Genomic DNA, 26,918 nt, shown 5'->3' with positions numbered 1-26,918 from the left:
GTAACGCGCGTGCCATCGAAACTCATCGAATCAGCGGCATTGAACGGAGGCATTGAACGAATCACGGCAGTGCGCAGCGAGTTGCAACGCCGGCGCTCGCGCGGCATCGACGCCGCGACGCCATCGGCGTGGGCGGCTCGCATGCTCCACCACGCATCCCGCGCCATAGAACAGAAAACCGGACATCCAATACATCGCACCATGAAGGACTTACCCGATTCACGCGGCGCGAGACCCGCCGCGCGCATCCAGGCGTCCGCCGCATTCGGCATCGACGGGCTGGTCGCGCTCGGCGTGGGCGTCACCGTGGTGGCCTGCCTGTACTTCGCGAGCGCGGTGCTGATCCCGATTACGCTCGCGATTCTGCTCAGCTTTCTGGTGGCGCCGCTGGTCGATGCATTGGCGCGGCTGAAGCTCGGCCATGTCGCTTCGGTATTCGCGGCGGTGGTGATTTCGGTGTCGGTCATCGCCATGCTCGGCGCGGTGATCGCCACGCAACTGACCGATCTCGCCGCGGGCATGCCGCGCTATCAGGCGACCATCGAACGCAAGCTGGAGACCGTGCACAGTCTGACGATCGGCAAGCTGACCCAGCTTGCCGGTGCGGCCGGCCAGGCGCTGCAACGCGCGACTGTGGAGCCGCCGCAACCGGCGACGCCGCGCGGCGCGTCGGCGGCGGGCAGCGCGCATGCGCCGGCCGCCGTGCCGGTCGAAGTGCGCGAACCGGTGCCCACGCCGTTCGAGCTCGCGAGGCGCGTGCTGTCGCCGGCCATCAGTCCGCTCGAAACGGCGTTCATCGTGTTCGTCGTGATGGTGGTGATCCTGTTGCAACGCGACGACCTGCGTGACCGCGCGATCCGTCTGTTCGGATCGCGCGACCTGCACCGCACGACCATGGTGATGGATGAAGCGGCGCGGCGTCTGAGCCGCTACTTCGTTTCGCAACTCGGACTGAATGCGGGCGTGGGCCTCGTGATCGGCGCGGGGCTGTTTCTGATCGGCGTGCCCAGTCCGATCCTGTGGGGCATTCTCGCCGCGTTGCTGCGGCTCGTGCCGTACGTCGGCATCTGGATCTCGGCCACGCTCGCCACCGCGCTCGCCGCTGCGGTGAGTCCCGGCTGGGCGATGGCGATCTGGTCGCTGGCGTTGTTCGTCACTGTGGAATTGCTGGTGGGACAGGTGGTCGAGCCGCTGCTGTACGGTCGCAGCACGGGACTGTCGCCGTTCTCGGTGGTGGTCGCGGCGATCTTCTGGAGCTGGATCTGGGGGCCGATAGGCTTGATCCTGTCGACGCCGCTGACGCTGTGCCTGCTGGTGCTCGGCCGGCATGTCCGGCGGCTGGAATTTCTCGACGTGCTGCTCGGCGATCAGCCCGCGTTGACGCCGATCGAAAACTTCTACCAGCGCGCACTCGCCGGCGACCCCGACGAAGCGATCGAGCAAGCGGAGATATTGCTGCGCGAGCGTTCGTTGTCGGCCTACTACGACGAGGTGGCGATCAAGGGCTTGCAGCTCGCGGCGAACGACGTGGTGCGCGGCAGCGTGACCGCAGCGCAGCTCGCGCGCATCGAGGCGACAACCAACGACCTGGTGGACGGACTCGACGGCCATGAGGATCGTCAGCCGGCTTCGCTCGCGGTGGAGGAGAACTGGAGCGCGGTCGCGCCGGTCGCGCCAGCGGCGGACGAACTCGCGCAGGATGGCCAATTGCATGCGCTTGCCGTGCCGCACATAGCGAGAAGCGCGGCGGACCACGAAGCCGCCGCGACATCTCAAGCAGCACATAGCCGGGTGTTGTGCATTCCTGGGCGCGGCGCGCTCGATCCGCTCGCGACGACAATCCTGTTGCAGTTGCTGGGCAAGCACGGTTTTGCGGCACGCTCGGTGCCGCACGAGGCTGCGTCGCGCGCGTCGATCGATAGTCTGGAAGCGGATGATGTCGGCATCGTCTGCATTTTCTATTTGCAGATTGACGGGATTCCTTCACATCTGCGCTATCTGGTTAGGCGCATTCGCGCGCGCTTGCCGAAGGTATCGATCGTGGTCGGCTTGTGGGCGCAGGAAGACACGGACAAATGGAGCGCTGAGTTGCAAAGCGCGATGGGTGCGGAGTGTTATGCGACGTCGTTGCAGGAAGTGCTGGCGGCCTGCCGCAGAATGGATTCGGTGAAGAAGGCCGAGCGCAACGAGGTGGCTGTGGTCGAGTGATGATTGTGCACTTCGCGAGCAGAGCGGGTCGCGACGCGGACAATGCGGCGAGCGCGCACTTCAGACGGTACGTTGGACGCTTACGCGCCCAGCGTGCTCGATACCTCTAACGGCCGGCCGGTTTGTGAGCAGTCGACTTATCGTTCGACTTCGCATCCTTGTCGGGAACGATCTTCGTGGTGCCGCCGGTCGACGGCGGATCGCTGGCGGGGAAGCTGTCTTCAACCTGTTTGTCGATCTGCTTCTCGCTCTTGTTACTGTGCGGATGCTTTTCCTTGTGTGCTGTCATAGCGGTCTCTCCTTCAGGGAATCAGTGAAACGTGGTGCGGTGAGCCACGCGCGTTGCGCAAGACCCGGCCGAGGTACAGGTGCTCCTAATGCGCTAACGCGCGCGCCGCGTTTCATCCTCGATGATCGCCAACGCGTGCGCGCGCGACAGTCCATCTCCCATCGCATCGAGCAATCGCGCGGTATGCGCTTCGCGTTCGCACGCGAGCACGGCGGCGACCTTGCCGTCCTGCAGATACAGTGCGACGAACGACTGGCGTTCGAGTTCGCCATCCATCACGATTTCGTCCCACTCGTTCGCATGCCCGAGATACTCGAAGCGCTTGCCGAAGTGATACGTCCAGAAATACGGCACCCCGACATAGCGGTTGCGCGCGCCGCACATGTTCTGCGCGGCGATGCGCGCGTGTTGCTGCGCGACGCGCCAATGCTCGATGCGCAACGGCTCCTGATTCTCGCGCAGCGAAAACATCGCGATATCGCCCGCCGCATAGAGCCCCGGCGCGGCCTGCATGCCCGCATTGACGATCACGCCGCCGTCCTTCTGCAGCGGCAAGCCTTCGACAAACCCGGTAGCCGGAGCAACGCCCGTGCCCAGCAGCACCACGTCGGCCGCGATGGGCTTGCCGCTTTCGAGCATCACCTGATGCACGTTGCCTTCCTCGCCCTCGAGCGACGCGACCTGCGCGCCGAGATGGAACGTCACGCCATTGCGTTCATGCAACGCGCGGAACATCTCGCCCGCGCGCTCGCCGAACTGTTTGGCGAACGGCACTTTGTCGGGCCCAATCACGGTCACTGGCGCGCCGCGCTTGCGCAGCGCGGAAGCCGTTTCGAGCCCGATGAAGCTGCTGCCGAGAATGGCCACTCGCGTTTGCGGGGCGTCGTCGCCGAGCGCGTCGAGCAGCGCGGCGGCGTCGTCGAGATTGCGCAGCACGTGCACGCCGCCGAGTTCGCAACCGGGGATCGCGGGGAGCTTCGGCACGCTGCCGGTGGCGAGCAACGCGCTGTCGTAGGTGATCCGTGTCGGCGTGGCGGCGCTCTCGAAGTGCAGCGTACGCGCCGGCACGTCGAGGCGCGCGACCTTCGCGACGATCCGCTCGATGCCGTGCTGCTCCAGCCAGTGCGGCGCGAGCAGTGGGGGCACGTCATCCGGCGTCATCTCGCCCGACGGGACGAATTTGCTGAGCACAGTGCGATCGTAGGGCGCATGCGGCTCGTCGCCGATCAGCGTGATGCGACCGCCGAAGCCGCATTCGCGTAACGCTGCGCACGCAGCGGCGCCTGCCGCGCCCGCGCCGATCACCACGAAATGCGGCTCTTGCGCGTGCACGCGACGAACCGGTTGCGGGATTCGTTGCGGCGTCACCATTACGTCATCTCCGCTCACGACCACCGGGTAGCGGTCGAGCGCAATCAACGCGGGCGGTTCGAGCAAGTTGCCGGTGGCGGCGTCGAACGTCCCCTTGTGCCACGGACAAATAATCTTGCCGCTGCACAGCGCGCCTTTCTCCAGCGGCGCGCCCGCATGCGGACAATCGGCGGCATACGCGTGAACCGTATCGCCGTCGCGCACCAGCAGGATGTTCTCGTTGTCCACCACCACGCGTTCGGCGCGGTCCGCCCGCAGTTGCGATAGCTGGGCGACGCGGCGGGCAGTCGTTGGCATGATCGGTCTCTCGCGAACCAGTGGGTTTGGGCAAGTGAAGCAGCGAATGAAGCAGCGAATGAAGCAGCAAAACTCGAGCGGCCGCATTGAATACGACACCCAACGAGCAGCCGCATCCCGCGCTGCATCGCGATACAAGTCGGCCCGCGCGGAGTGTCTACTGATTAGCAATCCACGTGCCCGCCCCGATGCGTGCCGCTGAACGGCGGCCCCTCGTTCAGCATGCTTTGGAAGAACGGCGGAAGTGCGGTAAATTCGGCCAAGGGAATTAGCGCACGACCACATGCGTGGCACGTCACGTGCAACACTGTTCCTGACAATCTTTATTTTCCAGGAGATCGTGACCGTGCAGCGTGCTGAGCGTGTCGCAGTCGATTTCCCCATGCCGTCGCGCAACTTCGCGGCGACGCGGCGCATGCTGCTCATCGTGCTCGCCGTGTCGATCCTGTTTCCGCTCGCCTGCCTCGCGGGCTATGGCTATTTCGATTACCAGCGCCGGATTGCCGATTCGAACGACATGATCGACCGGCTCGCGCGCGTTACCGAAGAGCAGGCCGCCAAGGTGCTGGACCTCAACCAGCAGATGGCCTCGCGCATCGTCGAATTGCTGGGCAACACGGACGATGCGCACATTCGCGCGCGCGAAGCTGAGTTGCACGACCGGCTGCGCGGGATCGGCGGCGACTTTCCGCAGGTGTCGTCGATCAATCTGCTCGGCGCGAACGGCGACCTGCTCGTGTCGAGTCTCGCGTATCCCGCGCCGGTCATCTCGGTCGGTCAGCGCGAGGACTTCCTCGCTGCGAAAGCGATGCGCCCACAGGCGTATTTCTCGCTGCCGATGTACGGGACAGTGTCCAGAACCAAAGTGTTCAACACCGCGATCGGCCGCTCGGGCGCCGATGACCAGTTCCTCGGCGTGGTGTCGGTGGCGCTGCGCAACGAATACTTTTCGCGCTTTTATCGCGAGCTGACCAACGGCGACTCGTCGCTCGTACTGGGCCTGTATCGCCAGGACGGCAATCTGCTGGTGCGCTATCCGGCCAGACCGCCGCCGGACGCCAGGCCGAGCACGCAAAGCGCGTTCACCGAGGCCTTGCGCGACAGGCAGCTGTTCGGGCGCGTGCGTCTGCATTCGACGGTGGATGGCGTCGAGCGCCTGTTGGCGTTTCGCCGCGTCGGCGACTATCCCCTCTACGTGGTGAGCGCGTACGCGACCGCGTCGATCGCCGACGCCTGGCGCCGCCACTTCCTGATGATCGCGGCGCTCACGGCCGTACCGTGTATCGCGATCTGGCTGCTTGTGTTCTACTCGCTGCGTCAGCTGGCGGGCGAGCGCCGCGCGTGGGAACGCTGGCAGGGCGAAGTGGCGATGCGGCTGTCGGCCGAGGCGTCGACCCGGCAATTGCAGCGCATGGGCGCGCTCGGCAACCTGGTGGCGAACGTCGCGCACGACTTCAACAACCTGCTGATGGTGGCGTCCGCGAACATCGAGCTCGCACGGCTCAAGGGCTACCACAACGTCGAGAAGGAAGTGCTCGCGGTGGAGCGCGCGACCGCCACCGCCGAATCGCTGACACGGCGCCTGTTGAGCGTCGCGCGCAAGCAGCCGCTCAAACAGGAGCGCGTCGACCTGGCCCGCTGGTTTCCCGCGGCGGCGCCGCTGATCGACGCCGCGCTCGGTGACACGATCGAATTCGCGCTGAACATGGTCGACGATGTATGGCCGGTGCTGTCCGATCCGACCGACCTCGAATTCGCGACCGTGAACCTGGCGGTCAACGCGCGCGACGCGATGCCGCGTGGCGGGCGCTTCGTGATCCGCTGTCAGAACAACCGGCTGGTCGGCAGCGAGACCTTGCTGCCCGACGGCGAATACGTGCTGATCTCCTGTACCGACGACGGCGAGGGGATGCCCGAGGCGGTCGCGCGCCGTGCATTCGAGCCGCTCTTCACCACCAAGCTGCGCGGTTCGGGCACCGGCCTTGGGCTCGCGCAGGTGCTGTCGATGTGCGAGCAGGCGGGCGGCACCGCGAAGATCGAGAGCGTGCCTGGCAGCGGCACCACGGTGCGGATGTATCTGCCGCGTCATCGCGAGCGCAAAGCGGCGGCCGCGGATGTCGAGACGCTGCGGCAGCCCGTGCCGACGCCGGCCGGCGTCGTGCTGCTGGTGGAGGATAACGAGGACGTGGCGGCCGGCGTGGCGGCCGTGCTGGAGACCTTTGGCTGCGAAGTACGGCATGAGCCCACCGCGGACCAGGCGCTCGACGTGCTGAGCGGCGGCGCGCGTTTCGAACTCGTGCTGTCGGATATCCAGATGCCGGGCAAGCTCAACGGCATCGACCTGGCGGAAAAAGTCCGCAGCGCGTGGCCGTCGCAGAAGATCGTGCTGATGACCGGCTACGCCGACGAACTCGAACGCGCGCGCCGCCTGGGTGTGGCGATTCTCGCGAAGCCCTTCGATATCGACGAACTGCACGCGCTGGTGGCGTGCGGACCGTAACGCGTGGTCCGGCGCGCGTGGCGCCCTTTCCTGAGCACTTCAAATGCTGTCCAGACGCGCCATCGTGCGCGGCATAGCCCTTGCTGAAAGGAATTCGAGGCATGCGTTTTCCGGCTGGCACAGCCGGCGCATCCCACTTCTTTTCCTGACAGGAGAACAGCTATGAAGATCAGATATGCACTGCTGGTTTCCACATTCTTCGCCGCTTCGTCGCTTGCGATGGCGCAAGGCGCCGGCGGTGGCGGTGGTGGTGGCGGCCCAGCGGGCAATGACCCGAGCGGTGGCACCACGGCCGGTTCGTCGCGCGAAGGCGGCGACATGCCGGCGTCCGGCGCGATGGCTCATCCGAAGAAGCATTACGCGAAGCAGTCGAAGGCGACCAAGCCAGCCACCGACACCACCAACATGCCGGGGGCCAACGCCAGCAGCGACACGAAGGGGCAGTGAGACAGGCCACAAGCAAACGGGCGGTAAAACCGGCGCGGGGCGCCGGTCCTCGGAGGCCGCGCTACGTGACGGCGAGCGCGAGCGCGGCGGGCGAGGGGTGGTGCGCAACGGCTCGATCCACATGGATCGCCGTGCCGCCCCCGGGAACCCGGCGATCGACCCGGATTCGTTGCAGCCGGTGCGGCGCCTGAGGGCACTGGCCGATCGGCGCCAGCGCCATCGATGCAAGAGAGCCCCCCAGGCACGCCACGGGAAGCCGGACTTTGCAATGCGACGCCACACACGCGACAATATTGGACGGTACGAACGCTCCTCGCCATCATCGGACGAGGCCGGCGCAGACGCGACGCATCGCACAAGGGATGAGTATGAGTGGCAGTGAAGCAGGTGCGTCTCGAACAAACGCGCGGAGTTCCGCGCAGGCGAGTTCGCCAGCAGGCGCACAGACGACTCCCAACCCCGCCGCCAGCGCGGCGGGCAGCGCCGCGCATGGCGCAGGCGCACTCGACTTTCCAGTGGTCGGCATCGGCGCGTCCGCGGGCGGCGTGCAGGCGCTGCTGCGATTTTTCGAGAACACCCCGGCGGATATGGACATGGCCTTCGTGGTCGTGCTGCATCTGTCGCCCGACCATTCGAGCAGCGCCGACCAGGTGTTGCAGCACGCCACCGGGATGCCGGTGCATCAGGTGCAGCACACGCTCCAGGTGGAAAAGAACCATGTGTACGTCATTTCGCCGTCGCACGATCTCGCGCTCGACGACGGCCACCTGACGTCCATCGAAACCGACCGGCCGCGCGGCCGCCCGATCGCCATCGACCTGTTCTTCCGCAGCCTCGCCGACACCCACCGCGAACGCGCGATCGCGATCGTGCTGTCGGGCACCGGCGCGGACGGCGCGACCGGCATCGGCAGGGTCAAGGAGCAGGGGGGCGTGACGATCGCGCAGGCGCCGACGGACGCCGATTACCCGGAGATGCCGCAGAACGCAATCGCCACCGGCATGATCGACCTCGCGCTGCCGGTCGCGGACATGCCGCGCAAGCTGCGCGAGCTGGCCGACAATGCACGCGCGATCCGCCTGCCGGTCGCGGACGAGGAGCCCGGAACGCTCGCGCTCGAGCCGCCCGATTCGGCCTCGACCGCCGAGCGGGCCCTGCTCGGCGTGCTCGCCACGTTGCGCGCGCGCACCGGCCACGACTTCCGCCATTACAAGCGCGCCACCATTCTGCGGCGCATCGAGCGGCGCTTGCAGGTCAACGGTATTCCCGATCTGCAAGCCTACCAGGATTACGTGCTCACGCATCCCGAGGAAACGCCGGCGCTGCTCAAGGACATGCTGATCGGCGTGACCAATTTCTTCCGCGATCGCGAGACCTTCGAGGTCGTCGAGCGCGAGATCGTGGCGAAGCTGTTCCAGAAAAAATGCGCGGACGACCCGGTGCGCGCGTGGGTAGCCGGTTGCGCGACCGGCGAGGAAGCGTACTCGCTGGCGATGCTGCTCGCCGAACATCCGGAGCGGCACGAAGGCATTCCGGTGCAGCTATTCGCGACCGACATCGACGAGCGCGCGATTGCCTTCGCGCGCGTGGGCCTCTATCCCGAGTCGATCACCGCGGACGTCTCCGCCCGGCGTCTGCGCCAGTTCTTCACCGCCGAGCGGGCGCACTTTCGCGTCGCCAAGGCGATCCGCGAACGGGTGCTGTTCGCGGTGCACAACGTGCTGCGAGACCCGCCGTTTTCGCGCGTCGACCTGGTGTCGTGCCGCAATCTGCTGATCTACCTGGATCGCAACGTGCAGACCCAGGTGCTGCAGATGTTCCACTTCGCGCTGCAACCGGGCGGTTTTCTGCTGCTCGGCAGTTCCGAATCCGCCGAGGCCGCCGGCGATCTGTTCACGGCGGTCGACAAGAAGAACCGCATCTATCGCGCGAACGTGGTGACGAGCACGGTGCGTCCGCCGATCAGCGTGCCGGTGCTGCAGCACGGCGGCGCGGCCGCCGTCGCGAGTGCCGGGCCTACGCCGCCGCTGCGGCAGGCGCTGCCGTTTGCAGCCCTGCATCATCGGATCCTGGAGTTGTACGCGCCGCCCAGCGTCGTGGTCGACATCGATGCGAACATCCTGCATATGTCCGAGCACGCCGGCCGTTTTCTGCGCTTCGCGCGCGGTGAGCCGTCCTACAACCTGATCATGCTGGTGCAGCCGGCGTTGCGGCTGCAATTGCGCGCGACCCTGTTCCAGGCGCTGCGCGGCCACCAGGAAGTGTCGACGCCGCCAATCGACTTCCCGCCGCAAGCGCGCGTGCGGATCATCGTGCGGCCTTACCGGGGTACGGAAAACGCGCCCGAATTCGCGCTGGTGATTTTCGAGGAGATCGCGGCCGACACCGCCGCGGCGCCGCGCGAGACGCCGGGCCCGGCTTCGCAGGACTCGCTGCTGGTGCATCTGGAAGACGAACTGCATCGCACCAGACAGGAATTGCGCTCGACGGTCGAGCAGTCGGAGGCGTCCACCGAGGAACTGAAGGCGTCGAACGAAGAATTGCAGGCGATCAACGAGGAATTGCGCGCGGCCACCGAGGAACTCGAGACCAGCAAGGAAGAATTGCAATCGTTGAATGAGGAACTGTTCACCGTCAACGCCGAGTTGCAGGCCAAGATCGAAGAGACCGGCAAGGCCAAGGACGACCTGCAGAACGTGATCGCGTCGACCGGCATCGCGACGCTGTTCGTCGACCGCGAGATGCACATCAAGCGCTATACGCCGGCCGCGACGGAGCTGTTCAACGTGATTCCGTCCGACGTGGGCCGTCCGCTGCACGACATCACGCACCGGCTCGACTACCCGCAACTGGCCGACGACACCGCCGCCGTGTTCGAATCGCTGCAATTGATCGAGCGCGAGATTCGCGGCACCGGCGGGCGCTGTTTCCTCGCGCGGCTGTCGCCGTATCGCACCACCGACGACCGCATCGACGGCGCGGTGCTGACCATCGTCGACATCAGCGCGTTGCGGCGCGCGGAACAACTGGTGCGCACCAGCGAAGAGCGGTTGCATCTCGCCGCGCAAAGCACCAACGACTTCGCGATCATCGTGCAGGACACGGACGGCCGCGTGGTGACGTGGAACAAGGGCGCGGAACGCATCTTCGGCTATAGCGAGAGCGAGATGGTCGGGCAGATGCTCGACCCGCTCTATCTGCCGGAAGAGCGCGAGGCCAACGAGCCTTCGATCGAACGGCAGCGCGCGGCGAGAGACGGCCGCGCCGAAGACGAGCGCTGGTATGTGCACAAAAACGGCACGCGGCTCTATTGCAGCGGGGTGATCACGCCGGTGTCGTCTGACAGCTTCAGCGGCTTCGCGAAGATCGTGCGCGATCTGACGCAGCGCAAAGGCACCGAGGCGCTCGAACAGCGCAAGATCTCGCTGGAACGCTCGGTGCGGCAGAAGGTCGAGGCGGCCAGCCGGCTGAAGGACGAGTTCCTCGCGGTGCTGTCGCACGAACTGAAGAATCCGCTGAACCTGATTCACGTGAAAGCGGACATGCTGGACCGCGCGCCGTCCACCCAGGGGCTGCCGGTCGTGCACGATGTTGCCGATGCGATCCGCCGCTCGGTGGTCAGCCTCGCGAAGATCATCGACGATCTGCTGGACCTGTCGCGCGTGCGCACCGGCAAGCTGGCGCTGGAGCGCTCGCGGGTGGACATCGCGGCGATCACCGCGGTAGTGAGTAGTGCGATCGAGCCCGACGCGCTCGCCAACCAGGTGAGCGTGCACGTGGCGGGCGCGGCCGAGCCGTTCTTCATCGAGGCCGACCCGGTACGCTTCGAACAGATATTGTGGAACCTCGTCAGCAATGCGGTGAAGTTCACGCAGCCTGGCGGCAGCGTGACGATCAAGCTTTCGCAGGAAAGCGGCCATGCATGCATCGAAGTGCGCGACACCGGGCGCGGCATCGAACCGACGTTCCTGCCGCACGTGTTCGACATGTTCAGCCAGGCCGAGGGTTCGCACCGGCGGCATAGCGGCGGTCTCGGCATCGGCCTCGCGCTCGTCAAGCAACTGACCGAGATGCATGGCGGACACGTGCAGGCGGAGTCGGCGGGGCTTGGCAAGGGCGCGCGGTTTCGTGTGTGGCTGCCGGCCGGCAGCGCCGAGGTGCCCGGCGAAAGCCGTGAAATGCCCGGCGACGCCAGCCTGCTCAAGGGCGTGCGGATTCTGCTGCTGGACGACGCAGTCGAAAGCCTGCAGGCGTTCCAGACCCTGCTCGAAATGGAAGGCGCGCAGGTGTGGCCGCAAACCACTGGCGCGGCCGCGCTGGCCGTGGCCCAGCATCAGACGTTCGACCTGATCCTGTCGGATATCGGCATGCCGGGCATGGATGGCTATGAACTGATCGCCGCGTTGCGCCAACTGCCGGGCACGGCGTCGGTTCCGGCGCTCGCGCTGACCGGCTTCGGGCGCGCGCAGGACGCCACGCGGGCAATCCGCGCGGGCTACGACGGTCATCTCGGCAAGCCGGTGTCGCTGCAGGCGCTGGTCGACAAGATCGCGCGCGCGACGATTGGCAGCCGCTGACGGGGAAGCACCGGTTTTTGTCTGTGCAATGGAGGCGCCGGGGGCGCGCAGACGGCGCGCGCCGCGTTCGTTCGACGGGAATAGCGCTTGCTGAAAACGACCGTATGACGGGTCGTCGGGCGCGGCGCTGAATGCCTTGATGGGTCCGTGGGTTCATCCATCAGGAGCATTGCCATGACACTCGGTGACACCATCAAAGGCATGGTCGGGCTGGACCCGACCGGGCATGCCGATCCCGACATGAAAGCCGTGCTCGACGCGCTCAAAAGTCTGAACCCGAAGCCGATCGAGGAATGCACGGTCGACGAGGCCCGCCAGCAGCCCACGCCCGCCGACGCCGTCAAACAGTTGATGAACGATCCCGCGTTCAGCGCGCGGCCGTCGCCGGAACTGCAAGCGGTGCGCACCGAGGACATCGCGATTGCCGGCGCGGCGGGCAGCAATCCGGCGCGCGTGTACACGCCGCAAGGCGAGGGGCCGTTCCCGCTGATCCTGTATTTTCACGGCGGCGGCTGGGTGATCGCCGATCTCGATACCTACGACGCCACGCCGCGCTCGATGGCCGCGCAGAGTAAGGCCATCGTCGTGTCGGCGCACTATCGCCAGGCACCCGAGCACCGCTTGCCGGCCGCGCACGACGATGCGTTCGCGGCGTGGCGCTGGCTGCTCGACAATGCGGCGAGCCTCGGCGGCGACCCGGACAAGGTCGCGGTGATGGGCGAGAGCGCGGGCGGCAATCTGGCTATCAACGTGGCGATCCGCGCGCGCGACACCGGCACGCGGATGCCGCTTCACCAGGCGCTGATCTATCCGGTGGCGAGCAACAACATCGTGTCGATTTCCTACGAGGAGAATCGCAACGCGAGGCCGCTGAACAAATCGATGATGCTGTGGTTCATTCATAACCTGATCAACAGCGAGGTCGATCTGACCAGCCCGCTGATCGATGTGCTGAGCGTCGATCTGTCCGGCCTGCCGCCGGCCGCGATCGTGACGGCGGGCATCGATCCGCTGCGCTCCGAGGGTGAAAAGCTCGCGCAAAGGCTGAGAGGCGCGGGCGTGGCGGTCGAGCATCGCAACTATCGCGGTGCGACGCACGAGTTCTTCGGGATGGCCGCCGTGGTGCAGGCGGCGCGCGATGCGCAAGCGTTCGTGTCGCTGGCGCAGCGGCAAGCGTTCGGCGGCGCGCCGCTGTAGCGGGCATGGGCGTTCGGGCGTGATGGCGCTCTGGCGTTACGCTGCCGCGCGAGGCTGAAGCTCGGCGCACGGCGCAACGCCAACCAGCACCCGCCTAACCCTTTTCCTGCGCCGCGTCGTACTTGCCGAGCGCGGCCGCGCCGTTCAGGCGCGCGCGTTTGAGCAGCGCCTGCTGGGCCGCCGCGAGATTGCCCGCCTGGCCGCGCCATGCCTGCAACGGCGGCTCCTGCAACGCGCGTCCATACGAGAAGCTCAGATTCCACGGCAGCGTGCCGAGCCGGTTCATCGCGTCGAGATTCGCGGTGGCTTCCTCCGGCGATTGCCCGCCCGACAGAAACACGACGCCTGGCACCGCCGACGGCACCGTGCGCTTGAGCACCCGCACCGTATAAGCGGCAATGTCGGCGCTCGACGACTGCTGCGCATGCTCGGAGCCGGCGAGCACCATGCTCGGCTTCAGCAGAATGTGTTCGAGCACCACGCGATGCCGGTGCAGCGCGTTGAACACCTCGTGCAACACCGCCTCGGTGACGTCCGCGCTGCGCTCGATCGTGTGATCGCCGTCCATCAGCACTTCCGGTTCGACGATCGGCACGATGCCCGCTTCCTGGCAGATCGCCGCATAGCGCGCGAGCGAGTCGGCGTTCGCTTCGATCGCGAGGCGGCTCGGCAGGCTCGCGGTGATGTTGTAGACCGCGCGCCACTTGGCGAAGCGCGCCCCTTGCCGCTTGTAATCGACGAAGCGTTTGGCGAGGCCGTCGAGTCCTTCGGTGATCTCGTCGCCGGGCGCGAGCGCGAGCGGCACCTTGCCGAGATCCACCTTGATGCCGGGCACGATGCCGTTGCGGGCGGCGAGCTGCGGAAACGGCGTGCCGTCGTCCGCTTTCTGGCCGAGCGTCTCTTCGTAGAGAATCACGCCGCTCACGAACTCGCCGAGCCCCGGCGTGCCGAGCAGCAGATTGCGATAGGCGCGGCGATTCTCCTCGGTCGAATCGAGGCCGATCGTCTTGAAGCGTTTGGCGATGGTCGGGCCGCTTTCGTCGGCGGCGAGTAGGCCCTTGCCGGGTTGAACCATTGCTTTGACGGTGGCTTGCAGCTCGCTACGGGTGTCCATGAAATGCCTCCCTTTGCTCCGGTTTGCGGATCAGATGCCGTGACAGTCCTTCGATCAATTCAAGTGCAAAAAACGGCGGCTCGCGACTGGCGACTGACGATTGCGGCTCGATCGCGCCACGCCCGCTTCATTCGCCGAGCAGATGCAGCACGATGTCGCGATGCTGCGTATGCCGGCGATGTTCGAACAGATACAAGCCTTGCCATGTGCCGAGCACCATCCGCCCATGCTCGACCGGCACCGACAGCTGCACCTGGGTGAGCGCGGTGCGCAGATGGGCCGGCATGTCGTCGAGGCCTTCGGCGTCGTGCTCGTAACGCTCGGCGTCTTCGGGCGCGAGGCTCGCGAAGTAGCGCTCCAGATCGCGCTGCACCGAAGGGTCGGCGTTCTCCTGGATCAGCAGCGATGCTGACGTGTGGCGGCAGAACAGCGTCAGCAGGCCGGTGCTGATTCCCTGGCCGGCGACGAAGCCGCGCGCTTCGTCGGTAAACTCGACGAGGCCGCGGGTGCGGGCCTTGACGCTCAGATGGTGGATGGCTTGTCGCATGATAGGTGATCGAGGTGGATAGCGTGGCGCGGAGTGGGTACGGTGTTGCGGTGGTGGCGGCTGTCGCGCCGTGGTCCGGTGCGCACCGGGCGCATGTGCCGTATGCCCGGGCTTGCCTGACAGCGTCGCCCCGAGAGCAGCACGCGAATCAGACCGACGCCAGCGCTTGCGCGATTTCCTCTGTGCCCCGCGGCCGAACCACGCGCGCCATCTCAATGCCGTCGCGCACGACCACCAGCGTCGGCCAGAGCTTGACCTTGAACGAGCGGCCAAGCGGCCGGCCGGGGCCGTCTTCGATTTTCAGGTGCCTCAGGCCGCCATGCGGCGCGAGCGCGCTGGCAATCGACGCTTGCGCACCCTGGCAGTAGCCGCACCAGTCGGTGCCGAATTCGACGACGGTGACGCCGGAGAGCGCGTCGAGTTCAGCGCGTGATGGGGCCTTTGACGAGTAGGCTGTCTGGGTTGCCATGCGTGCTCCGATGGTGTTCAAACTTTGCAGGCAGGCTGCCCTGCTGTGGATTTGCCAAGAGTAGCAGCTATGCTGCCGATCGTCACAGAGCGGCTCGATGCGAGAGGAAGCGGAGCCGGCGAGCGCTTCGTTCGGATTGCGCGCGAACTCGCCCGTTTGCGCCGCCGCGTGTTAAACATCGTGCCTGCGCCGCAAGAGGGCGGCGCGCCAATGCGTTCAGGAAGGAAAATGGAAGCAAAGATCTATCTGCACTACCCCGGCAACGACGAAGCCGTCGCAGTCGGGAGCGGCTTCAGTTGGGGAGCATGCCTGTTGGGTTTCATCTGGGCGTTGTCGAAGAAAATGTGGTTCGCCGCGTTCGTCATGCTGGCGGTCAATCTCATTCTGTTCGGCATGGGTTTGTGGGGCGAGACGGCCGACCTGATCGGAATGGTGCTGTCCATTGTGTTCGCCGTTGCGTGCGGCGCTTATGGCAACCGATGGCATCGCTGGACGCTCGAACAGCGCGGCTACGTCCTGGTATAGTGCGCGTGGGCCGGGGTCTCGCGGCAGCGGATCTTGCCGATGTCACGCCGCCGCGAGGCTGACGGCCCCCGCCCCGGCTGCATCGTGCGCGGCGGCGTGGCCGAGGCGCACGCGGAAGATGTTGCTCAACCCTTCATGGAGGCATTCATGCCCATTGCATTTGCAATCGCTACAAGCCGGTCTGTCAGATATGCCGCGATGCCCGGGCGTCGCACGTTGCGCGCGGCGCTGGCCGCGTCGTTTGTGGCGTGGTTCGCTGCGTCGTTTGCCGTTGCGCCGCTTGCCTATGGCGCCGAGCCCGCCGCGACAACCGCCACACCAGGCACTCCCGCGATTGCGGCCACCGCTTCAGCGCCGCTCGCCGCATCCGCGTCGGACGACACCTTCCTGCTCACCATCTTCCTGCGCCACGACGAGTCCAAACCGCTGCCGAAGATCAACGACCAGTTGCGCGCGCAAGGCTTCTTCAAGACCTTTCCGCCGCCCGGCATCGAAGTCGTGTCCTGGTACGTGATGATGGGCGTTGGCCAGGTGGTCACGCTGCGCGTGCCGGCGAGCCGGCTGCGCGAAGTCAACCGGGCGATCGAGTCGACCGCATGGGGCGGTTACCGCACCGAGTTTTATCCGACCTACGACTACAAGGCGCAAGCGCAGCAAATGCGTGCAAACGACGGCAAGTAGCCGTCAGCGTGCGCCCAGTTGGGCGTCATCGCGCCGTTATCGCGCAGAGCACGCGGCGCCGTGCGAATTTGGGACAGCGCGGCGCGGGTTTACGCGCCCACAAGCTAGGTCGATAATGCCCCGGTCGTTCCGGCCCCGAACCTCCGGCGCGCATCGCGCTTATCAGGCTCGCTCCACCTGACCCACAGCCCCTCGTGTTGAAAACCTCACGTTTTTTCGACCTGCTGCGCATCCCTGGCTTCAAGCCGCTGGCCGCCGCCACCCTCATGCTAGGTGTGGCGATGTCGTTCACCGCTCCGTATCTATCGCTGTTCGGCGTCGAGCGCGCCGGCATGACGCCGTTCCGGCTCGGCGTGTTCATGACGCTGATCGCCGCGAGCGGGGTGCTCGCCAGCACGCTCGCGGGCCGCTGGACCGACGCCAGCGGACGGCATCGGCCGCTCTTGCTGGCGGCGCTGGTGGCCGCCGCGCTCGGCTATTTATGCTTATGCGTCGTGCGCGATTACCGGCTGCTGCTGTTGGTCGGCATCGTTTTCATCGGCGCGGGCGGCTCGGCCATTTCGATGGTGTTCGCGTTCAGCCGCGCGGCGCTGCCGGTGCCGGACCCGGAGGAGCGCGTGTTCGCGAGCGCGACGCTGCGGACCATCCTGTCGGCGGCGTGGGTGTTCGGGCCGTCGGTGGGCGCACTGGTGCTCGCGGCCACCAGCTTCTATGGACTCTTTCTGTTCGCGGCGGCCAGCTTCGCAACCTGCGCGATGATCGTGTGGCGCATGCGCGAGCCGCAAGGCCATCTCGGCGATCACACGGTCGAGGACACCGCGTCCGAGCCGTCGGCGTCGATCACCGTGCCGCCGCTGACCGCGCCTGGCGAGGACGCGCACGAGGACCTGCCCGGCGTCGCGTCGGCCAACGACATCGGCCGCGCGGTGGCCGCGCTGACGCTGCTCGGCCTCGCCGCGAACGCGACGATGATCGTGCTGCCGCTTTACATCGTGCATGGGCTGAACGGCTCGCATCTGGACGTGTCGGTGATGCTCGGCCTCGGCGCGTTGATGGAGATCCCGATGATGCTCGCGCTCGGCGCGAAGGCGGCGTCGCTGCACAAGCCGAACTGGCTGGCCGCGTGCGCGGCGGTGCATGCGGTGTACTTCGTCGGGATGTCGCTGGCGGGCAATGTCAACGTGCTGATTCCGATGCAGATGCTCAATGCGTTCGTGGTCGCCGTGACCTCGTGCCTGGGCATGACCTACGTGCAGGACCTGATGCCGCATTCGCCGGGCCGCGCCACCGCGTTGTTCTTCAATGCGGCGCGGGTCGGCTCGATTCTGTCGGGCGTGCTGTCGGGCCTGCTGGTGCAGGCGTTCAGCTATCGCGGCACGTTCCTGTTCTGCGGCTTGCTGGCGCTGTGCGCGCTGGTGCTGTTCGCGGTGCCGGGTTACCGCTATCCACTGATGTGGCGGGCGGTGAAGCGGTTCGTGGGCGAGCAGTACGCGAAGATTCTGGCGAAGCGGCGGCAGCAGGTGGCTGGGCGCGGCGAGTAACGTCGCGCCGAAGCGGGGCTGGTGTGTAAGGTGGTAGCTGGGCTCAAGCTCGGGCGAGCGCGGCGCAGACGTCTACGCATACGTAGGTCCCCATGCGCGCGCACGCTCGCGCCGATACCGATGCCCCATATAGAGGCGCACGGACGACCGCACGCGCACATCCAAACATGCACAGACACCCACACCAGGAACTTTATGCCGCGCCACGCCTCTGCAAAGAGGCGTATCGTCTTTAGACGCGCGCGGCGATACGCGCTTTGCTGCACGAATCAGCCGGGGCGGCTACCGTGTGTCCGGCGTTCGCGCACCGACGCGGCTACAGTGTTCAGCATAAGCGCGTGAGGCCGCTCGCTTCGCCATTGAATTCGCTACTGAATTCACCACTGAATTCACACCGAAGCAGCCGCCGCAACCCCGCAACCACCGCCTCGCGGCCACCAGCCGAACCCAGATCGAGCAGCGCAACGAGCCACCTTCCGGAGCGAGATATGCAGCTAGGCATGATTGGATTGGGACGTATGGGCGCCGACATGGTCCGGCGCCTGACTAAGGGCGGTCAGCAATGCATCGCTTACGACGTGCAGCCGGCGGCGGTCGAGAGGCTCAAGCAGGAGGGAGTGGCGGGCGCGGCGTCGTTGCAGGACCTTGTCACGCAACTCGGCAAGCCGCGCGCCGTGTGGCTGATGGTGCCCGCCGCGGTGGTCGACGCGACGCTCGAAAAACTCGTGCCCTTGCTGGAGCCCGGCGACATCGTGATCGACGGCGGCAACTCCTACTACCACGACGACATCCGCCGCAGTCACGAACTTGCCGCGCGCCAGCTTCACTATGTGGATGTCGGCACGAGCGGCGGTGTCGCGGGGCGCGAGCGCGGCTACTGCCTGATGATCGGCGGCGAGCCCGAGGTCGTGAAGCGGCTCGAACCGATTTTCGCGACACTCGCGCCGGGCGCTGCCGCGGCGCCGCCCACGCCGGGGCGCACCGCGAGCGCGAGCACCGCCGACCAGGGCTTTCTGCATTGCGGACCGCAAGGCGCGGGGCACTTCGTGAAGATGGTCCACAACGGCATCGAATACGGAATGATGGCCGCGTATGCGGAAGGCCTGAACATTCTGCGCCACGCCGACGCCGGCAAGCACGCACGCGAAGCCGACGCGGAAACGTCGCCGCTACGGCGCCCCGATCTGTACCAGTACGACCTGAATCTCGCCGACGTCAGCGAGGTCTGGCGGCGCGGCAGCGTGATCGGCTCGTGGCTGCTGGATCTGATCGCTGGGTCGCTCGTCGGCGACGCCGATCTGCAGAACTACGCGGGACGCGTATCGGATTCGGGCGAGGGGCGCTGGACGGTGGCGGCGGCGATCGACGAAGGGGTGCCCACGCCGGTGCTGAGCGCGGCGCTGTTCGCGCGCTTCAGCTCGCGCGGCGAAGCGGACTTCGCGAACCGGGTATTGTCGGCGATGCGGCATGATTTCGGCGGCCACGTCGAGAAAGCGGCGCAGCCGGACCCAGGACCGAAGAGCTAGGCGCAAAGTCCAGGCGCATATACCGACAAGCCAACGCCACGCAAGGAAGCCGCGATGCAAGCCACCACCTCCACGCCGCATGACGTCGTGTTTCTGTTCGACTGCGATAACACCCTGCTCGACAACGATCACGTGCTGTCCGATTTGCGCTCGCACATGATGCGCGAGTTCGGCGCGGAGAATAACGCGCGGTATTGGGACATCTTCGAGGACTTGCGCGCCGAGCTGGGCTATGCCGACTACCTGGGCGCGTTGCAGCGTTACCGGCGCGAGCATCCGCGCGACACGCGGCTCCTGTTGATGGCGTCGTTCCTGATCGAGTATCCGTTTGCGAACCGGCTGTATCCGGGCGCGCTGGATGCGCTGCGGCATGTCGGCGAGCGCGGGCCCACGGTGATCCTGTCCGATGGCGACGTGGTGTTCCAGCCGCGCAAGATTTCCCGTTCTGGCCTATGGGACGAGGTGGAGGGACGGGTGCTGATCTACATCCATAAGGAGCTGATGCTCGATCAGGTGATGGAATGCTATCCGGCTCGCCACTACGTGATGGTCGACGACAAGCTGCGCATTCTCACCGCGATGAAACATGCGTGGGGCGGCACTTTGACGACGGTGTTTCCGCGCCAGGGCCACTATGCTTTCGATCCGAAAGAGATCGCGAACAACCCGCCAGCGGATGTGAGCATCGAGCGGATTGGCGAGTTGGCGGACTTCGATGTGGATGCGCTGATGGGCGGAAAGCGCGGTTTGTGACAAGTGCGGGGCTTAAAGCACAAATGCATGTGCGAACCCACGCGCTTCATCCACACCATCCAACGCTAAAACAAAGCCACCCCGCCCACACCGCTCACCGCATCAAGACCCGCCGAGTTCTTTCAGGCGCGCCTGCGCATCACCCGCGCCCATGCGCGCGGCCGCATCGCCTGCCGTCACGCCGTTGGCGTCGCGTGCATTCGGATTCGCGCCGTGCGCAATCAGCAGCTCCATGATCGCGGTGCGATTGAACATCGCGGCCACCATCAACGCGGTGCGGCCATCCGGCGATGCCCCTTCGACGTCCGCGCCGTGCGCGAGCAAGGTCTCGATCACCTCGTCGAAACCCTTGAAGGCCGCGCCCGCAATCGGCGTCTGGCCGTTGTCGTTGCGCAGGTTCGGATCGGCGCCGCGTTCGAGCAGCGTGCGAACCGCATCCGCGTGACCGTGGTAGCTCGCGAGCATCACCAGGCTGTCACCCCGGTCGTTGCGCAGATTGGGCGGCACGCCTTTTTCGATTACCGCGGCGAGCATCGTGGCATCGCCGCACCGCGCGAGATCGAACACCTCTTGCGCGACCGCCTGCAAATGGGGATCGATTTGCGGTCTGGAAGGCGGGGAAGTATCGGCGGGGTCCATCATGGAATCTCCTTGCGGTCGAACGGGGCAACAGGGCGCCGCAACGGCGCCGGAACAACGCTGAGAATACACAGTTTGCGCCGACGACGCCCCGGCGGCGCGCTACTCGACGCCGAATAGCTTGACCAGCAGCCCGAACACGCCGATCAGAACGCCGACGCCCACGCACACCACCACGAGCGAGAGAACGATGATCGCGAACACTTTGGCTGGGCTGGGTGTGGACATGGCGGCGGTTGAAGTTAGAGAGAGGAGAAGGCGCGACGCGTCGATGGCGCGCTGCCGCTGCGCATCGCATTCGGGTGATCAGCAGCCCGGTTTGAGCAGCTTAATACATTGCGCCGGGGCGCACCGGAAGTCTAGTGCAAGATCGAACTCGCGCAATCCGTCGAACGATGCACGTCAGGCTTTGGACGATTGCGTCGAACCATGACGCGCGCGGCCTGTCACATCCCCTGACGATCGCAGCCGGCACCGGGGAAAGCCGCCGGCATCGGGCCGTGGGTCAATACGCCCCTGGTTGTGTCACGAGCATGACAGAACAACCTCGCTACGCGCTGTGATCTTGCCGCTGCTTTGAAGCCTTGGTTGCCGCCGTTTCACGCAACGCCACCCACATCACGAACACCCGCCGCCGCATCCGCCAACCTGCCTGACAGTCCTTTTCGAGGAGTGAGCCATGGCCGAAGCCGTTTCGCATCCTGCCCCGCCGCAAACCCTGGACCCCGACACGCTGCGCAAGATGGACCGCTACTGGCGCGCGTGCAACTACCTGTCGGTCGGCATGATCTATCTGCGCGACAACCCGCTGCTGCGTGAACCGCTCAAACCCGAACACATCAAGAACCGCCTGCTCGGCCACTGGGGCTCGGACCCGGGCCAAAGCTTCGTGCTGGTGCATCTGAACCGGATGATCCGCAAGCTCGATCTGGACATGATCTATCTGTCGGGTCCCGGTCATGGCGCGCCGGCCAGTCTCGCGCATTGCTATCTCGAAGGACATTACTCGGAGATCTACCCGGACCGCAGCGAGGACGCAGCCGGCATGCGGCGCTTCTTCCGCCAGTTCTCGTTTCCGGGCGGCATCGGTTCGCATTGCACGCCCGAGACGCCCGGCTCGATTCACGAAGGCGGCGAACTCGGCTATAGCCTGTCGCACGGGTACGGCGCCGCGTTCGACAACCCCGATCTGATCGTCACGGTGATGATCGGCGACGGCGAAGCGGAAACCGGCCCGCTTGCCACCTCGTGGCACTCGAACAAATTCCTCAACCCGATCCGCGACGGCGCCGTGCTGCCGGTGCTCCACCTGAACGGCTACAAGATTGCCAATCCGACGATCCTCGCGCGGATTCCCCGCGAGGAACTCGAAGCGCTGTTGACAGGCTATGGCCACAAACCGTATTTCGTCGAAGGCGACGATCCCGACACGATGCATCAGCTGATGGCGGCGGCGCTCGAACAATGCATCGGCGAAATCCGCGCGATCCAGCAGCATGCGCGCGCGAACCGCGACACGTTGCGCCCGCGCTGGCCGATGATCGTGCTGCGTTCGCCGAAGGGCTGGACCGGGCCGAAGGAAGTGGACGGCCACAAGGTGGAAGGCTCGTGGCGCGCGCACCAGGTGCCGGTGCTCGATCCGGCCACCAACGGCAAGAGCCTGAAACTGGTGGAAAGCTGGCTGCGCAGCTATGGACCCGACACGCTGTTCGACGAAGCCGGGCGTCTCGTCGAAGAACTGCGCGAACTCGCGCCCGAAGGTACGCGCCGCATCAGCGCGAATCCGCATGCGAACGGCGGGCTGCTGTGCAAGATGCTCGACATGCCGCCGTTTCGCGACTATGCGGTGACGGTAAAGAAACCCGCCGGGTCGTACACGTCGCCGACCGGCGTGCTAGGCACGTTCCTGCGCGACGTGATGCGCAGGAACATGACGAACTTCCGCGTGTTCGGCCCCGACGAAACCGCGAGCAACAAGCTCAACGCGGTCTATGAAGCCTCGCCGAAAACCTGGCTCGCCGACACCGAGCCGGGCGACGCGGACGGCGGCGAACTCGCGCCCGACGGCCGCGTGATGGAGATGCTCAGTGAACATACGCTCGAAGGCTGGTTCGAAGGCTACGTGCTGACCGGCCGCCACGGTCTGTTCGCCACTTACGAAGCGTTCGTCCACGTGATCGACTCGATGTTCAACCAGCACGCCAAGTGGCTGGAAAAAGCCAAGCGCGACCTGGGCTGGCGCCAGCCGGTGCCGTCGATCAACCTGCTGATCACGTCGCTCGTATGGCGTCAGGATCACAACGGCTTCACGCACCAGGACCCCGGCTTTCTCGACGTGGTCACCAACAAGAGCCCGGACGTGGTGCGCATCTATCTGCCGCCGGACGCGAACTGCCTGCTGAGCGTTGCCGATCATTGTCTGCGTTCGCGCGACTACGTGAACGTGATCGTGTCCGACAAGCAGCCGCATCTGCAGTATCTCGACATGAACGCGGCCGTCACGCATTGCACCAAGGGCATCGGCATTTGGGACTGGGCGTCGACCGATCAGGGCGTCGATCCGGACGTGGTGGTCGCCTGCGCCGGCGACATCGCGACGATGGAAGCGCTCGCCGCCGTGCAGATTCTGAAGGAGCGTTTTACCGGTCTGAAGATCCGCTTCGTCAACGTGGTCGATCTGTTCCGGCTGATGCCCGAGCATGCGCATCCGCACGGGCTGTCCGATCGCGATTTCGACTCCCTGTTCACCACCAGCAAGCCGGTGATCTTCAACTTCCATTCGTATGCGTCGCTCGTGCACAAGCTCACCTACAACCGCACGAATCACGAAAACCTGCACGTGCATGGCTACTACGAAAAGGGCAACATCAACACGCCGCTCGAACTGGCGATCGTCAATCAGGTGGACCGTTTCTCGCTGGCGATCGACGTGATCAATCGCGTGCCATCGCTGCGCGGCGTCGGCGATCACGCGAAGGAATGGCTGCGCGGGCAGATCATCGAGCATCTCGCTTACGCGCATGCCGAGGGCATCGACAGGGAAGAGATCCGCAACTGGACGTGGAAATCCTGAACCGCCGCGCGCGGCGCAACTCGCGTTGCCGCGATGTGTTCGCGAGTGCGGTGCACAAGACGATCGGCGGCTGACGCTAGCCCGACTTGACGACCGTGCGATCCAACACACCCGTCACGCCGAACAGGCGCGTAACGTCTTCGAGCGCGGCGGCTTTGTGCTGCTCGCGTTGCAGTTCGCCGTGCAGCGTGATGCGGCCGCGCGAGACTTTCACCTGGATTGTGTGTTCGGGCACGGCGGCGTCCCACGCGAGGCGGCGGATTGCTTCCGCTGCGATCTGCGCGTCGCTCAGGCGCGTAGTGGCGTCGGTCATTCTGCCGGCGCTGCGCGCTGGCTCGTGCTTCGCTAGTCGGGCGGCTGGCATGAGCGCTCCACGGAAAGAGTCTGGTCAGACAACACTAGCAGATGTGACGGAATTTGCCGGCGAGACAGTGGTGCGCCGCCGCAACGCTCGCCGTCACCGCGCGGCGCGCGAACCGCTGAACGCCCATCCATTGAACACCGTGCCGCCGAGCATCAAGCCGCTCGTGATCAGAAACACCGCCTGCATGCCGAAATGCGCGGCGACGAAGCGGCCCGCGAGCGGCCCCGTTAGCTGTCCCGCGTAATTCGCCGAAGTCGCATAGTCGAGGATGTAAGCGGCGGACCGGTCGGCACGCTGTGGCGAATCACGCTGATGATCGACGGCGGCAGGCCGGGCAGCGCGAGGAGCGAAACCGGGATTGTGCCTCACAGCGTGGGATCGGCCTGTTGAGGTGGGCGCCCGGCTCGGCGCTGCCGGAGAGCGAACGCTAGTATGCTGACTGTTCATCATTGGCCGCGCGCTTCGCGCCTTCCTCATCCGATTGAAAAACAGCAAAGGCTTGAACATGTCCGACTTTCCCATCGACAACCCGTTTCTCGAATCGCTCGGCGTCCGTTTGACGCAATGGCGCGACGGCTACGCGGAACTGCTCATGCCGATCGACCCGAGCAAGCTGAATCGCCAGGGTGTGCTGCAAGGCGGTGCGATCGCGACCCTGCTCGATGCGGCGGCGGGATACGCGGGCCTCTATGCGCCAATGGGTCAACCGGCGCGGCATGCGTTCACGTTGTCGTTGACCACCAACTATCTCGACAAAGGACTTGGCGAATCGGTGACGGCAAAGGGCTTTCTGGAGCGCCAGGGCCGCTCGATTTTCTTTTCGCGCGGCGAAGCGTGGGTGGACGGCAAGCTGCTGATCGCGAGCGCGCAGGGGACGTTCAAGTATTCGAAGACGGCGTGAGGAAGTCGCGGTGCCGAGCGGTGCGTGCGATCGCCGCGCGCGAGGAAAAGCGCTCGCAGGCGCCGGGCACGCACACCGTGCCGGGCAGGAGCGAGATCGCGCACAATCGCCGGGCGGCGGGCGGCGGGCGGCGGGCGGCGGGCGGGCATTGGGTCACGTATCGAGTCGCTCCGTGAAATGGGCTTCGAGCCGGAACTATCGCCCGCAGCGCGCCGTGTGCCCGGCCGGCGCCGGATGCCGGGATTCGTACCCCGCGACGCCCGGGCCGTCTATCATAGTGCCCACAAACCACAACGCGCCGCCTGCTGTGCAACGGTAACGCGCATCATCCACGAGACCCGGCGGCTCATGCCGCGACATCATCTATGAACTCCACCCCCGACGCTTCCTCCCGTCCTTCGATCCGTGCGTTGACGTTGCTTGAAGGACGCGTGCTCGGCGTGCTCGTCGAAAAGCAGCACACCGTGCCCGACAGTTACCCGCTTTCGCTGAACGCGCTGACGCTTGGCTGCAACCAGAAAACCGGCCGCGCGCCGGTGATGAACGCGACCGAGGCCGAGGTGCTGACCGCCGTCGACGGCCTGAAGCGGCTGAGCCTCGTGATGGAAGGCAGCAGCAGCCGCGTGCCGCGCTTCGAGCACAACATGAATCGCGTGCTCGGTTTGCCGAGCCAGTCGGCGGCGTTGCTGACCACGTTGCTGCTACGCGGTCCGCAGACCGCCGCCGAATTGCGGCTGAACAGCGCGCGTTTGCATGGCTTTGCCGATATTTCGTCGGTCGAGGCGTTTCTGGAGGAACTGGCGGTCAACGATCCGCCACGTGTCGTGAAGCTGGCACGCACGCCGGGCGAGCGCGAGAACCGCTGGACGCATCTGCTGTGCGGCGAAGTGAGCGCGAGCGAGCTTGCGCAGCCGGGCGCCGAGGATGATGCGGTGCCGTTGTCCGCTTTCGAGGCGGTGAAGGCCGAGCAGAAGCGCCTGGCCGACGAGGTGAGCCGGCTGCAAACGGTGGTGCGGCGCATGGCGGCGGAGTTGGGGATCAGCGTCGACGATCTTTGAAGCGGTGACGGATGGCAGGCGCGTTCCAGTCGTTATCGAACGTGCGTTGTTGGACACTACGATTCGATTGGCTACTTGATTGGCAAAAGCCTTCACTCGCGCGCCGCGTAAAGACTCTTACCGCGCCATGCGCAACCACTCTTCACAGCCCACCGCTCACGCATCGCGACTGCGTGGCGTGTCCCTCGATAGCGTGCGCTGCGTGCGGTAGAAGATGTGCGGCGGCACGTTCGGCGAATCTTCCGCGAGCCGGTCGAGTTCGTCGCGAATCGCGGTGAGGTAGTGGCCGTCGCGCGCGTCGGGGTCGCCGGCAAAGACCGCTTCGAGTCTACGACGCACAGCGCCATAGCGCGCGCCCGCCGCGCGGTGCTTCTCCGCACGCTCCGCATAGCGCAGGAAGGTCTGCAACGCGGCCGACACGACGGCCGTGACGCTCACGATCCCCACAAAGACCCGCATTTCCATCGAGATCGCAGTCAACGTCAGCGACGCGAACGCCGCCGTGCCCACGAACGCGGTCAACGCGGTCACCAGCCAGCCGATCCAGCGGTCGCGCGCCGACAGCAGGTCGGCCATGTCGTAGTGGCTCATCTGGGATTCGCGTGCGCGGCGGATCCACTTCAGCAGCAGCTCGTTTTCGTCGACCGGAGGCTCGTAGGCGGGCAGTGTCGTCATGTCGCTCATGGGGCTGTACGGTGGCGTACGCGTCGTGCGCGCGCCTGGCGATACTGTGCCACATGATTCAGACCGTCGATGCATTGCGCGCGATGCCGAAGCGCTCGTGATGCGCATTGCCGTTCCGATAGAAGCCACCGATCGCGGCTCGCGCATGATCGCAGGA

Annotated in this window: 23 protein-coding genes; 13 read left to right on the top strand and 10 right to left on the bottom strand. The window is 65.8% G+C overall.

Annotation, left to right across the window (positions count from 1 at the left end):
* The first annotated feature begins 201 nt into the window (after positions 1-201).
* Positions 202-2,208, top strand: a complete 2,007-nt coding sequence (locus P0D89_RS27745; RefSeq protein WP_408377521.1) for an AI-2E family transporter — start codon at positions 202-204, stop codon at positions 2,206-2,208.
* 106 nt (positions 2,209-2,314) lie between these two features.
* On the opposite strand, the gene P0D89_RS27740 is transcribed toward P0D89_RS27745, so the two are convergent.
* On the bottom strand, positions 2,315-2,497 hold the full coding sequence (locus P0D89_RS27740; protein ID WP_408357819.1) for a hypothetical protein: 183 nt from the start codon (positions 2,495-2,497) through the stop codon (positions 2,315-2,317).
* A gap of 93 nt (positions 2,498-2,590) precedes the next feature.
* The gene (locus tag P0D89_RS27735) at positions 2,591-4,165 is read right to left on the bottom strand and encodes an FAD-dependent oxidoreductase (RefSeq protein WP_408377520.1); all 1,575 of its coding nucleotides are present in this window, start codon (positions 4,163-4,165) and stop codon (positions 2,591-2,593) included.
* A gap of 346 nt (positions 4,166-4,511) precedes the next feature.
* Between P0D89_RS27735 and P0D89_RS27730 the strand changes: the two genes are divergently transcribed.
* The 4 genes from P0D89_RS27730 to P0D89_RS27715 all read left to right on the top strand — a co-directional run bounded on the left by P0D89_RS27730 (position 4,512) and on the right by P0D89_RS27715 (position 12,886).
* The gene (locus P0D89_RS27730; protein WP_408377537.1) at positions 4,512-6,665 is read left to right on the top strand and encodes a hybrid sensor histidine kinase/response regulator family protein; all 2,154 of its coding nucleotides are present in this window, start codon (positions 4,512-4,514) and stop codon (positions 6,663-6,665) included.
* A gap of 162 nt (positions 6,666-6,827) precedes the next feature.
* Positions 6,828-7,112 (top strand): hypothetical protein, encoded by a 285-nt coding sequence (locus P0D89_RS27725; protein ID WP_408357821.1) that lies wholly within the window; start codon positions 6,828-6,830, stop codon positions 7,110-7,112.
* Between the two features lie 368 nt (positions 7,113-7,480).
* A complete protein-coding gene (locus P0D89_RS27720) occupies positions 7,481-11,689 on the top strand; it encodes a CheR family methyltransferase (RefSeq protein ID WP_408377519.1) in 4,209 nt (1,402 codons plus the stop codon).
* A gap of 174 nt (positions 11,690-11,863) precedes the next feature.
* Complete coding sequence (locus P0D89_RS27715; RefSeq protein WP_408357823.1) at positions 11,864-12,886, top strand: alpha/beta hydrolase; 1,023 nt, start codon at positions 11,864-11,866, stop codon at positions 12,884-12,886.
* Between the two features lie 94 nt (positions 12,887-12,980).
* Here the strand turns inward: P0D89_RS27715 and P0D89_RS27710 are convergent, their stop codons facing one another.
* The 3 genes from P0D89_RS27710 to P0D89_RS27700 all read right to left on the bottom strand — a co-directional run bounded on the left by P0D89_RS27710 (position 12,981) and on the right by P0D89_RS27700 (position 15,016).
* Positions 12,981-14,000, bottom strand: a complete 1,020-nt coding sequence (locus P0D89_RS27710; RefSeq protein ID WP_408357824.1) for a class I fructose-bisphosphate aldolase — start codon at positions 13,998-14,000, stop codon at positions 12,981-12,983.
* Between the two features lie 127 nt (positions 14,001-14,127).
* Entirely contained in the window at positions 14,128-14,547 is a 420-nt protein-coding gene (locus tag P0D89_RS27705) for a secondary thiamine-phosphate synthase enzyme YjbQ (RefSeq protein WP_149669422.1), read from the bottom strand.
* A gap of 148 nt (positions 14,548-14,695) precedes the next feature.
* Positions 14,696-15,016 (bottom strand): thioredoxin family protein, encoded by a 321-nt coding sequence (locus P0D89_RS27700; protein ID WP_408377518.1) that lies wholly within the window; start codon positions 15,014-15,016, stop codon positions 14,696-14,698.
* A 228-nt stretch (positions 15,017-15,244) separates the two neighbouring features.
* On the opposite strand from P0D89_RS27700, the gene P0D89_RS27695 reads away from it, so the two are divergent.
* The 5 genes from P0D89_RS27695 (at position 15,245) to P0D89_RS27675 (ending at position 20,042) form a co-directional block, all read left to right on the top strand.
* On the top strand, positions 15,245-15,541 hold the full coding sequence (locus P0D89_RS27695) for a DUF2628 domain-containing protein (protein WP_408377517.1): 297 nt from the start codon (positions 15,245-15,247) through the stop codon (positions 15,539-15,541).
* Between the two features lie 198 nt (positions 15,542-15,739).
* Positions 15,740-16,222 carry a hypothetical protein gene (locus P0D89_RS27690; RefSeq protein WP_408357852.1) on the top strand — a complete coding sequence of 161 codons (483 nt, stop codon included), beginning with the start codon at positions 15,740-15,742 and terminating at the stop codon, positions 16,220-16,222.
* A gap of 194 nt (positions 16,223-16,416) precedes the next feature.
* A complete protein-coding gene (locus tag P0D89_RS27685; RefSeq protein WP_408357827.1) occupies positions 16,417-17,763 on the top strand; it encodes a sugar efflux transporter in 1,347 nt (448 codons plus the stop codon).
* 488 nt (positions 17,764-18,251) lie between these two features.
* Positions 18,252-19,289: a phosphogluconate dehydrogenase (NAD(+)-dependent, decarboxylating) gene (gene gnd, locus P0D89_RS27680; RefSeq protein WP_408357828.1), complete on the top strand. Its 1,038-nt coding sequence runs from the start codon at positions 18,252-18,254 to the stop codon at positions 19,287-19,289.
* A 54-nt stretch (positions 19,290-19,343) separates the two neighbouring features.
* Complete coding sequence (locus tag P0D89_RS27675) at positions 19,344-20,042, top strand: HAD family hydrolase (RefSeq protein ID WP_408377515.1); 699 nt, start codon at positions 19,344-19,346, stop codon at positions 20,040-20,042.
* Between the two features lie 102 nt (positions 20,043-20,144).
* On the opposite strand, the gene P0D89_RS27670 is transcribed toward P0D89_RS27675, so the two are convergent.
* Entirely contained in the window at positions 20,145-20,684 is a 540-nt protein-coding gene (locus P0D89_RS27670; RefSeq protein ID WP_408377513.1) for an ankyrin repeat domain-containing protein, read from the bottom strand.
* Positions 20,685-20,783: 99 nt separating this feature from the next.
* Entirely contained in the window at positions 20,784-20,909 is a 126-nt protein-coding gene (locus tag P0D89_RS27665; RefSeq protein WP_408357831.1) for a hypothetical protein, read from the bottom strand.
* Positions 20,910-21,360: 451 nt separating this feature from the next.
* On the opposite strand from P0D89_RS27665, the gene P0D89_RS27660 reads away from it, so the two are divergent.
* Positions 21,361-23,754, top strand: coding sequence for a phosphoketolase family protein (locus tag P0D89_RS27660; protein WP_408357832.1), 2,394 nt, complete (start codon positions 21,361-21,363; stop codon positions 23,752-23,754).
* 76 nt (positions 23,755-23,830) lie between these two features.
* Here the strand turns inward: P0D89_RS27660 and P0D89_RS27655 are convergent, their stop codons facing one another.
* Together P0D89_RS27655 and P0D89_RS27650 are read right to left on the bottom strand one after the other, a co-directional pair.
* The gene (locus P0D89_RS27655) at positions 23,831-24,118 is read right to left on the bottom strand and encodes a BON domain-containing protein (RefSeq protein ID WP_408357833.1); all 288 of its coding nucleotides are present in this window, start codon (positions 24,116-24,118) and stop codon (positions 23,831-23,833) included.
* Between the two features lie 93 nt (positions 24,119-24,211).
* Positions 24,212-24,487, bottom strand: coding sequence for a hypothetical protein (locus tag P0D89_RS27650; protein ID WP_408357834.1), 276 nt, complete (start codon positions 24,485-24,487; stop codon positions 24,212-24,214).
* A 136-nt stretch (positions 24,488-24,623) separates the two neighbouring features.
* Between P0D89_RS27650 and P0D89_RS27645 the strand changes: the two genes are divergently transcribed.
* Both P0D89_RS27645 and P0D89_RS27640 read left to right on the top strand, forming a co-directional pair.
* Entirely contained in the window at positions 24,624-25,019 is a 396-nt protein-coding gene (locus P0D89_RS27645) for a PaaI family thioesterase (protein ID WP_149669432.1), read from the top strand.
* A gap of 365 nt (positions 25,020-25,384) precedes the next feature.
* On the top strand, positions 25,385-26,077 hold the full coding sequence (locus P0D89_RS27640; protein WP_408377511.1) for a YceH family protein: 693 nt from the start codon (positions 25,385-25,387) through the stop codon (positions 26,075-26,077).
* Positions 26,078-26,233: 156 nt separating this feature from the next.
* On the opposite strand, the gene P0D89_RS27635 is transcribed toward P0D89_RS27640, so the two are convergent.
* Entirely contained in the window at positions 26,234-26,752 is a 519-nt protein-coding gene (locus tag P0D89_RS27635) for an SLATT domain-containing protein (RefSeq protein WP_408357836.1), read from the bottom strand.
* Positions 26,753-26,918: the final 166 nt, after the last annotated feature.

This window comes from Paraburkholderia sp. RL18-085-BIA-A, from assembly GCF_046027075.1.
Lineage (GTDB): Bacteria > Pseudomonadota > Gammaproteobacteria > Burkholderiales > Burkholderiaceae > Paraburkholderia.
This window is presented reverse-complemented; position numbering and strand designations above follow the sequence as displayed.

Coding starts and splice junctions, on each gene's coding strand:
- P0D89_RS27740 (WP_408357819.1), bottom strand. CDS start 2,497: ATGACAGCACACAAGGAAAAGCATCCGCACAGTAACAAGAGCGAGAAG.
- P0D89_RS27640 (WP_408377511.1), top strand. CDS start 25,385: ATGAACTCCACCCCCGACGCTTCCTCCCGTCCTTCGATCCGTGCGTTG.
- P0D89_RS27710 (WP_408357824.1), bottom strand. CDS start 14,000: ATGGACACCCGTAGCGAGCTGCAAGCCACCGTCAAAGCAATGGTTCAA.
- P0D89_RS27715 (WP_408357823.1), top strand. CDS start 11,864: ATGACACTCGGTGACACCATCAAAGGCATGGTCGGGCTGGACCCGACC.
- P0D89_RS27675 (WP_408377515.1), top strand. CDS start 19,344: ATGCAAGCCACCACCTCCACGCCGCATGACGTCGTGTTTCTGTTCGAC.
- P0D89_RS27745 (WP_408377521.1), top strand. CDS start 202: ATGAAGGACTTACCCGATTCACGCGGCGCGAGACCCGCCGCGCGCATC.
- P0D89_RS27725 (WP_408357821.1), top strand. CDS start 6,828: ATGAAGATCAGATATGCACTGCTGGTTTCCACATTCTTCGCCGCTTCG.
- P0D89_RS27670 (WP_408377513.1), bottom strand. CDS start 20,684: ATGATGGACCCCGCCGATACTTCCCCGCCTTCCAGACCGCAAATCGAT.
- P0D89_RS27690 (WP_408357852.1), top strand. CDS start 15,740: ATGCCCGGGCGTCGCACGTTGCGCGCGGCGCTGGCCGCGTCGTTTGTG.
- P0D89_RS27635 (WP_408357836.1), bottom strand. CDS start 26,752: ATGACGACACTGCCCGCCTACGAGCCTCCGGTCGACGAAAACGAGCTG.
- P0D89_RS27655 (WP_408357833.1), bottom strand. CDS start 24,118: ATGCCAGCCGCCCGACTAGCGAAGCACGAGCCAGCGCGCAGCGCCGGC.
- P0D89_RS27700 (WP_408377518.1), bottom strand. CDS start 15,016: ATGGCAACCCAGACAGCCTACTCGTCAAAGGCCCCATCACGCGCTGAA.
- P0D89_RS27705 (WP_149669422.1), bottom strand. CDS start 14,547: ATGCGACAAGCCATCCACCATCTGAGCGTCAAGGCCCGCACCCGCGGC.
- P0D89_RS27720 (WP_408377519.1), top strand. CDS start 7,481: ATGAGTGGCAGTGAAGCAGGTGCGTCTCGAACAAACGCGCGGAGTTCC.
- gnd (WP_408357828.1), top strand. CDS start 18,252: ATGCAGCTAGGCATGATTGGATTGGGACGTATGGGCGCCGACATGGTC.
- P0D89_RS27645 (WP_149669432.1), top strand. CDS start 24,624: ATGTCCGACTTTCCCATCGACAACCCGTTTCTCGAATCGCTCGGCGTC.
- P0D89_RS27660 (WP_408357832.1), top strand. CDS start 21,361: ATGGCCGAAGCCGTTTCGCATCCTGCCCCGCCGCAAACCCTGGACCCC.
- P0D89_RS27695 (WP_408377517.1), top strand. CDS start 15,245: ATGGAAGCAAAGATCTATCTGCACTACCCCGGCAACGACGAAGCCGTC.
- P0D89_RS27665 (WP_408357831.1), bottom strand. CDS start 20,909: ATGTCCACACCCAGCCCAGCCAAAGTGTTCGCGATCATCGTTCTCTCG.
- P0D89_RS27735 (WP_408377520.1), bottom strand. CDS start 4,165: ATGCCAACGACTGCCCGCCGCGTCGCCCAGCTATCGCAACTGCGGGCG.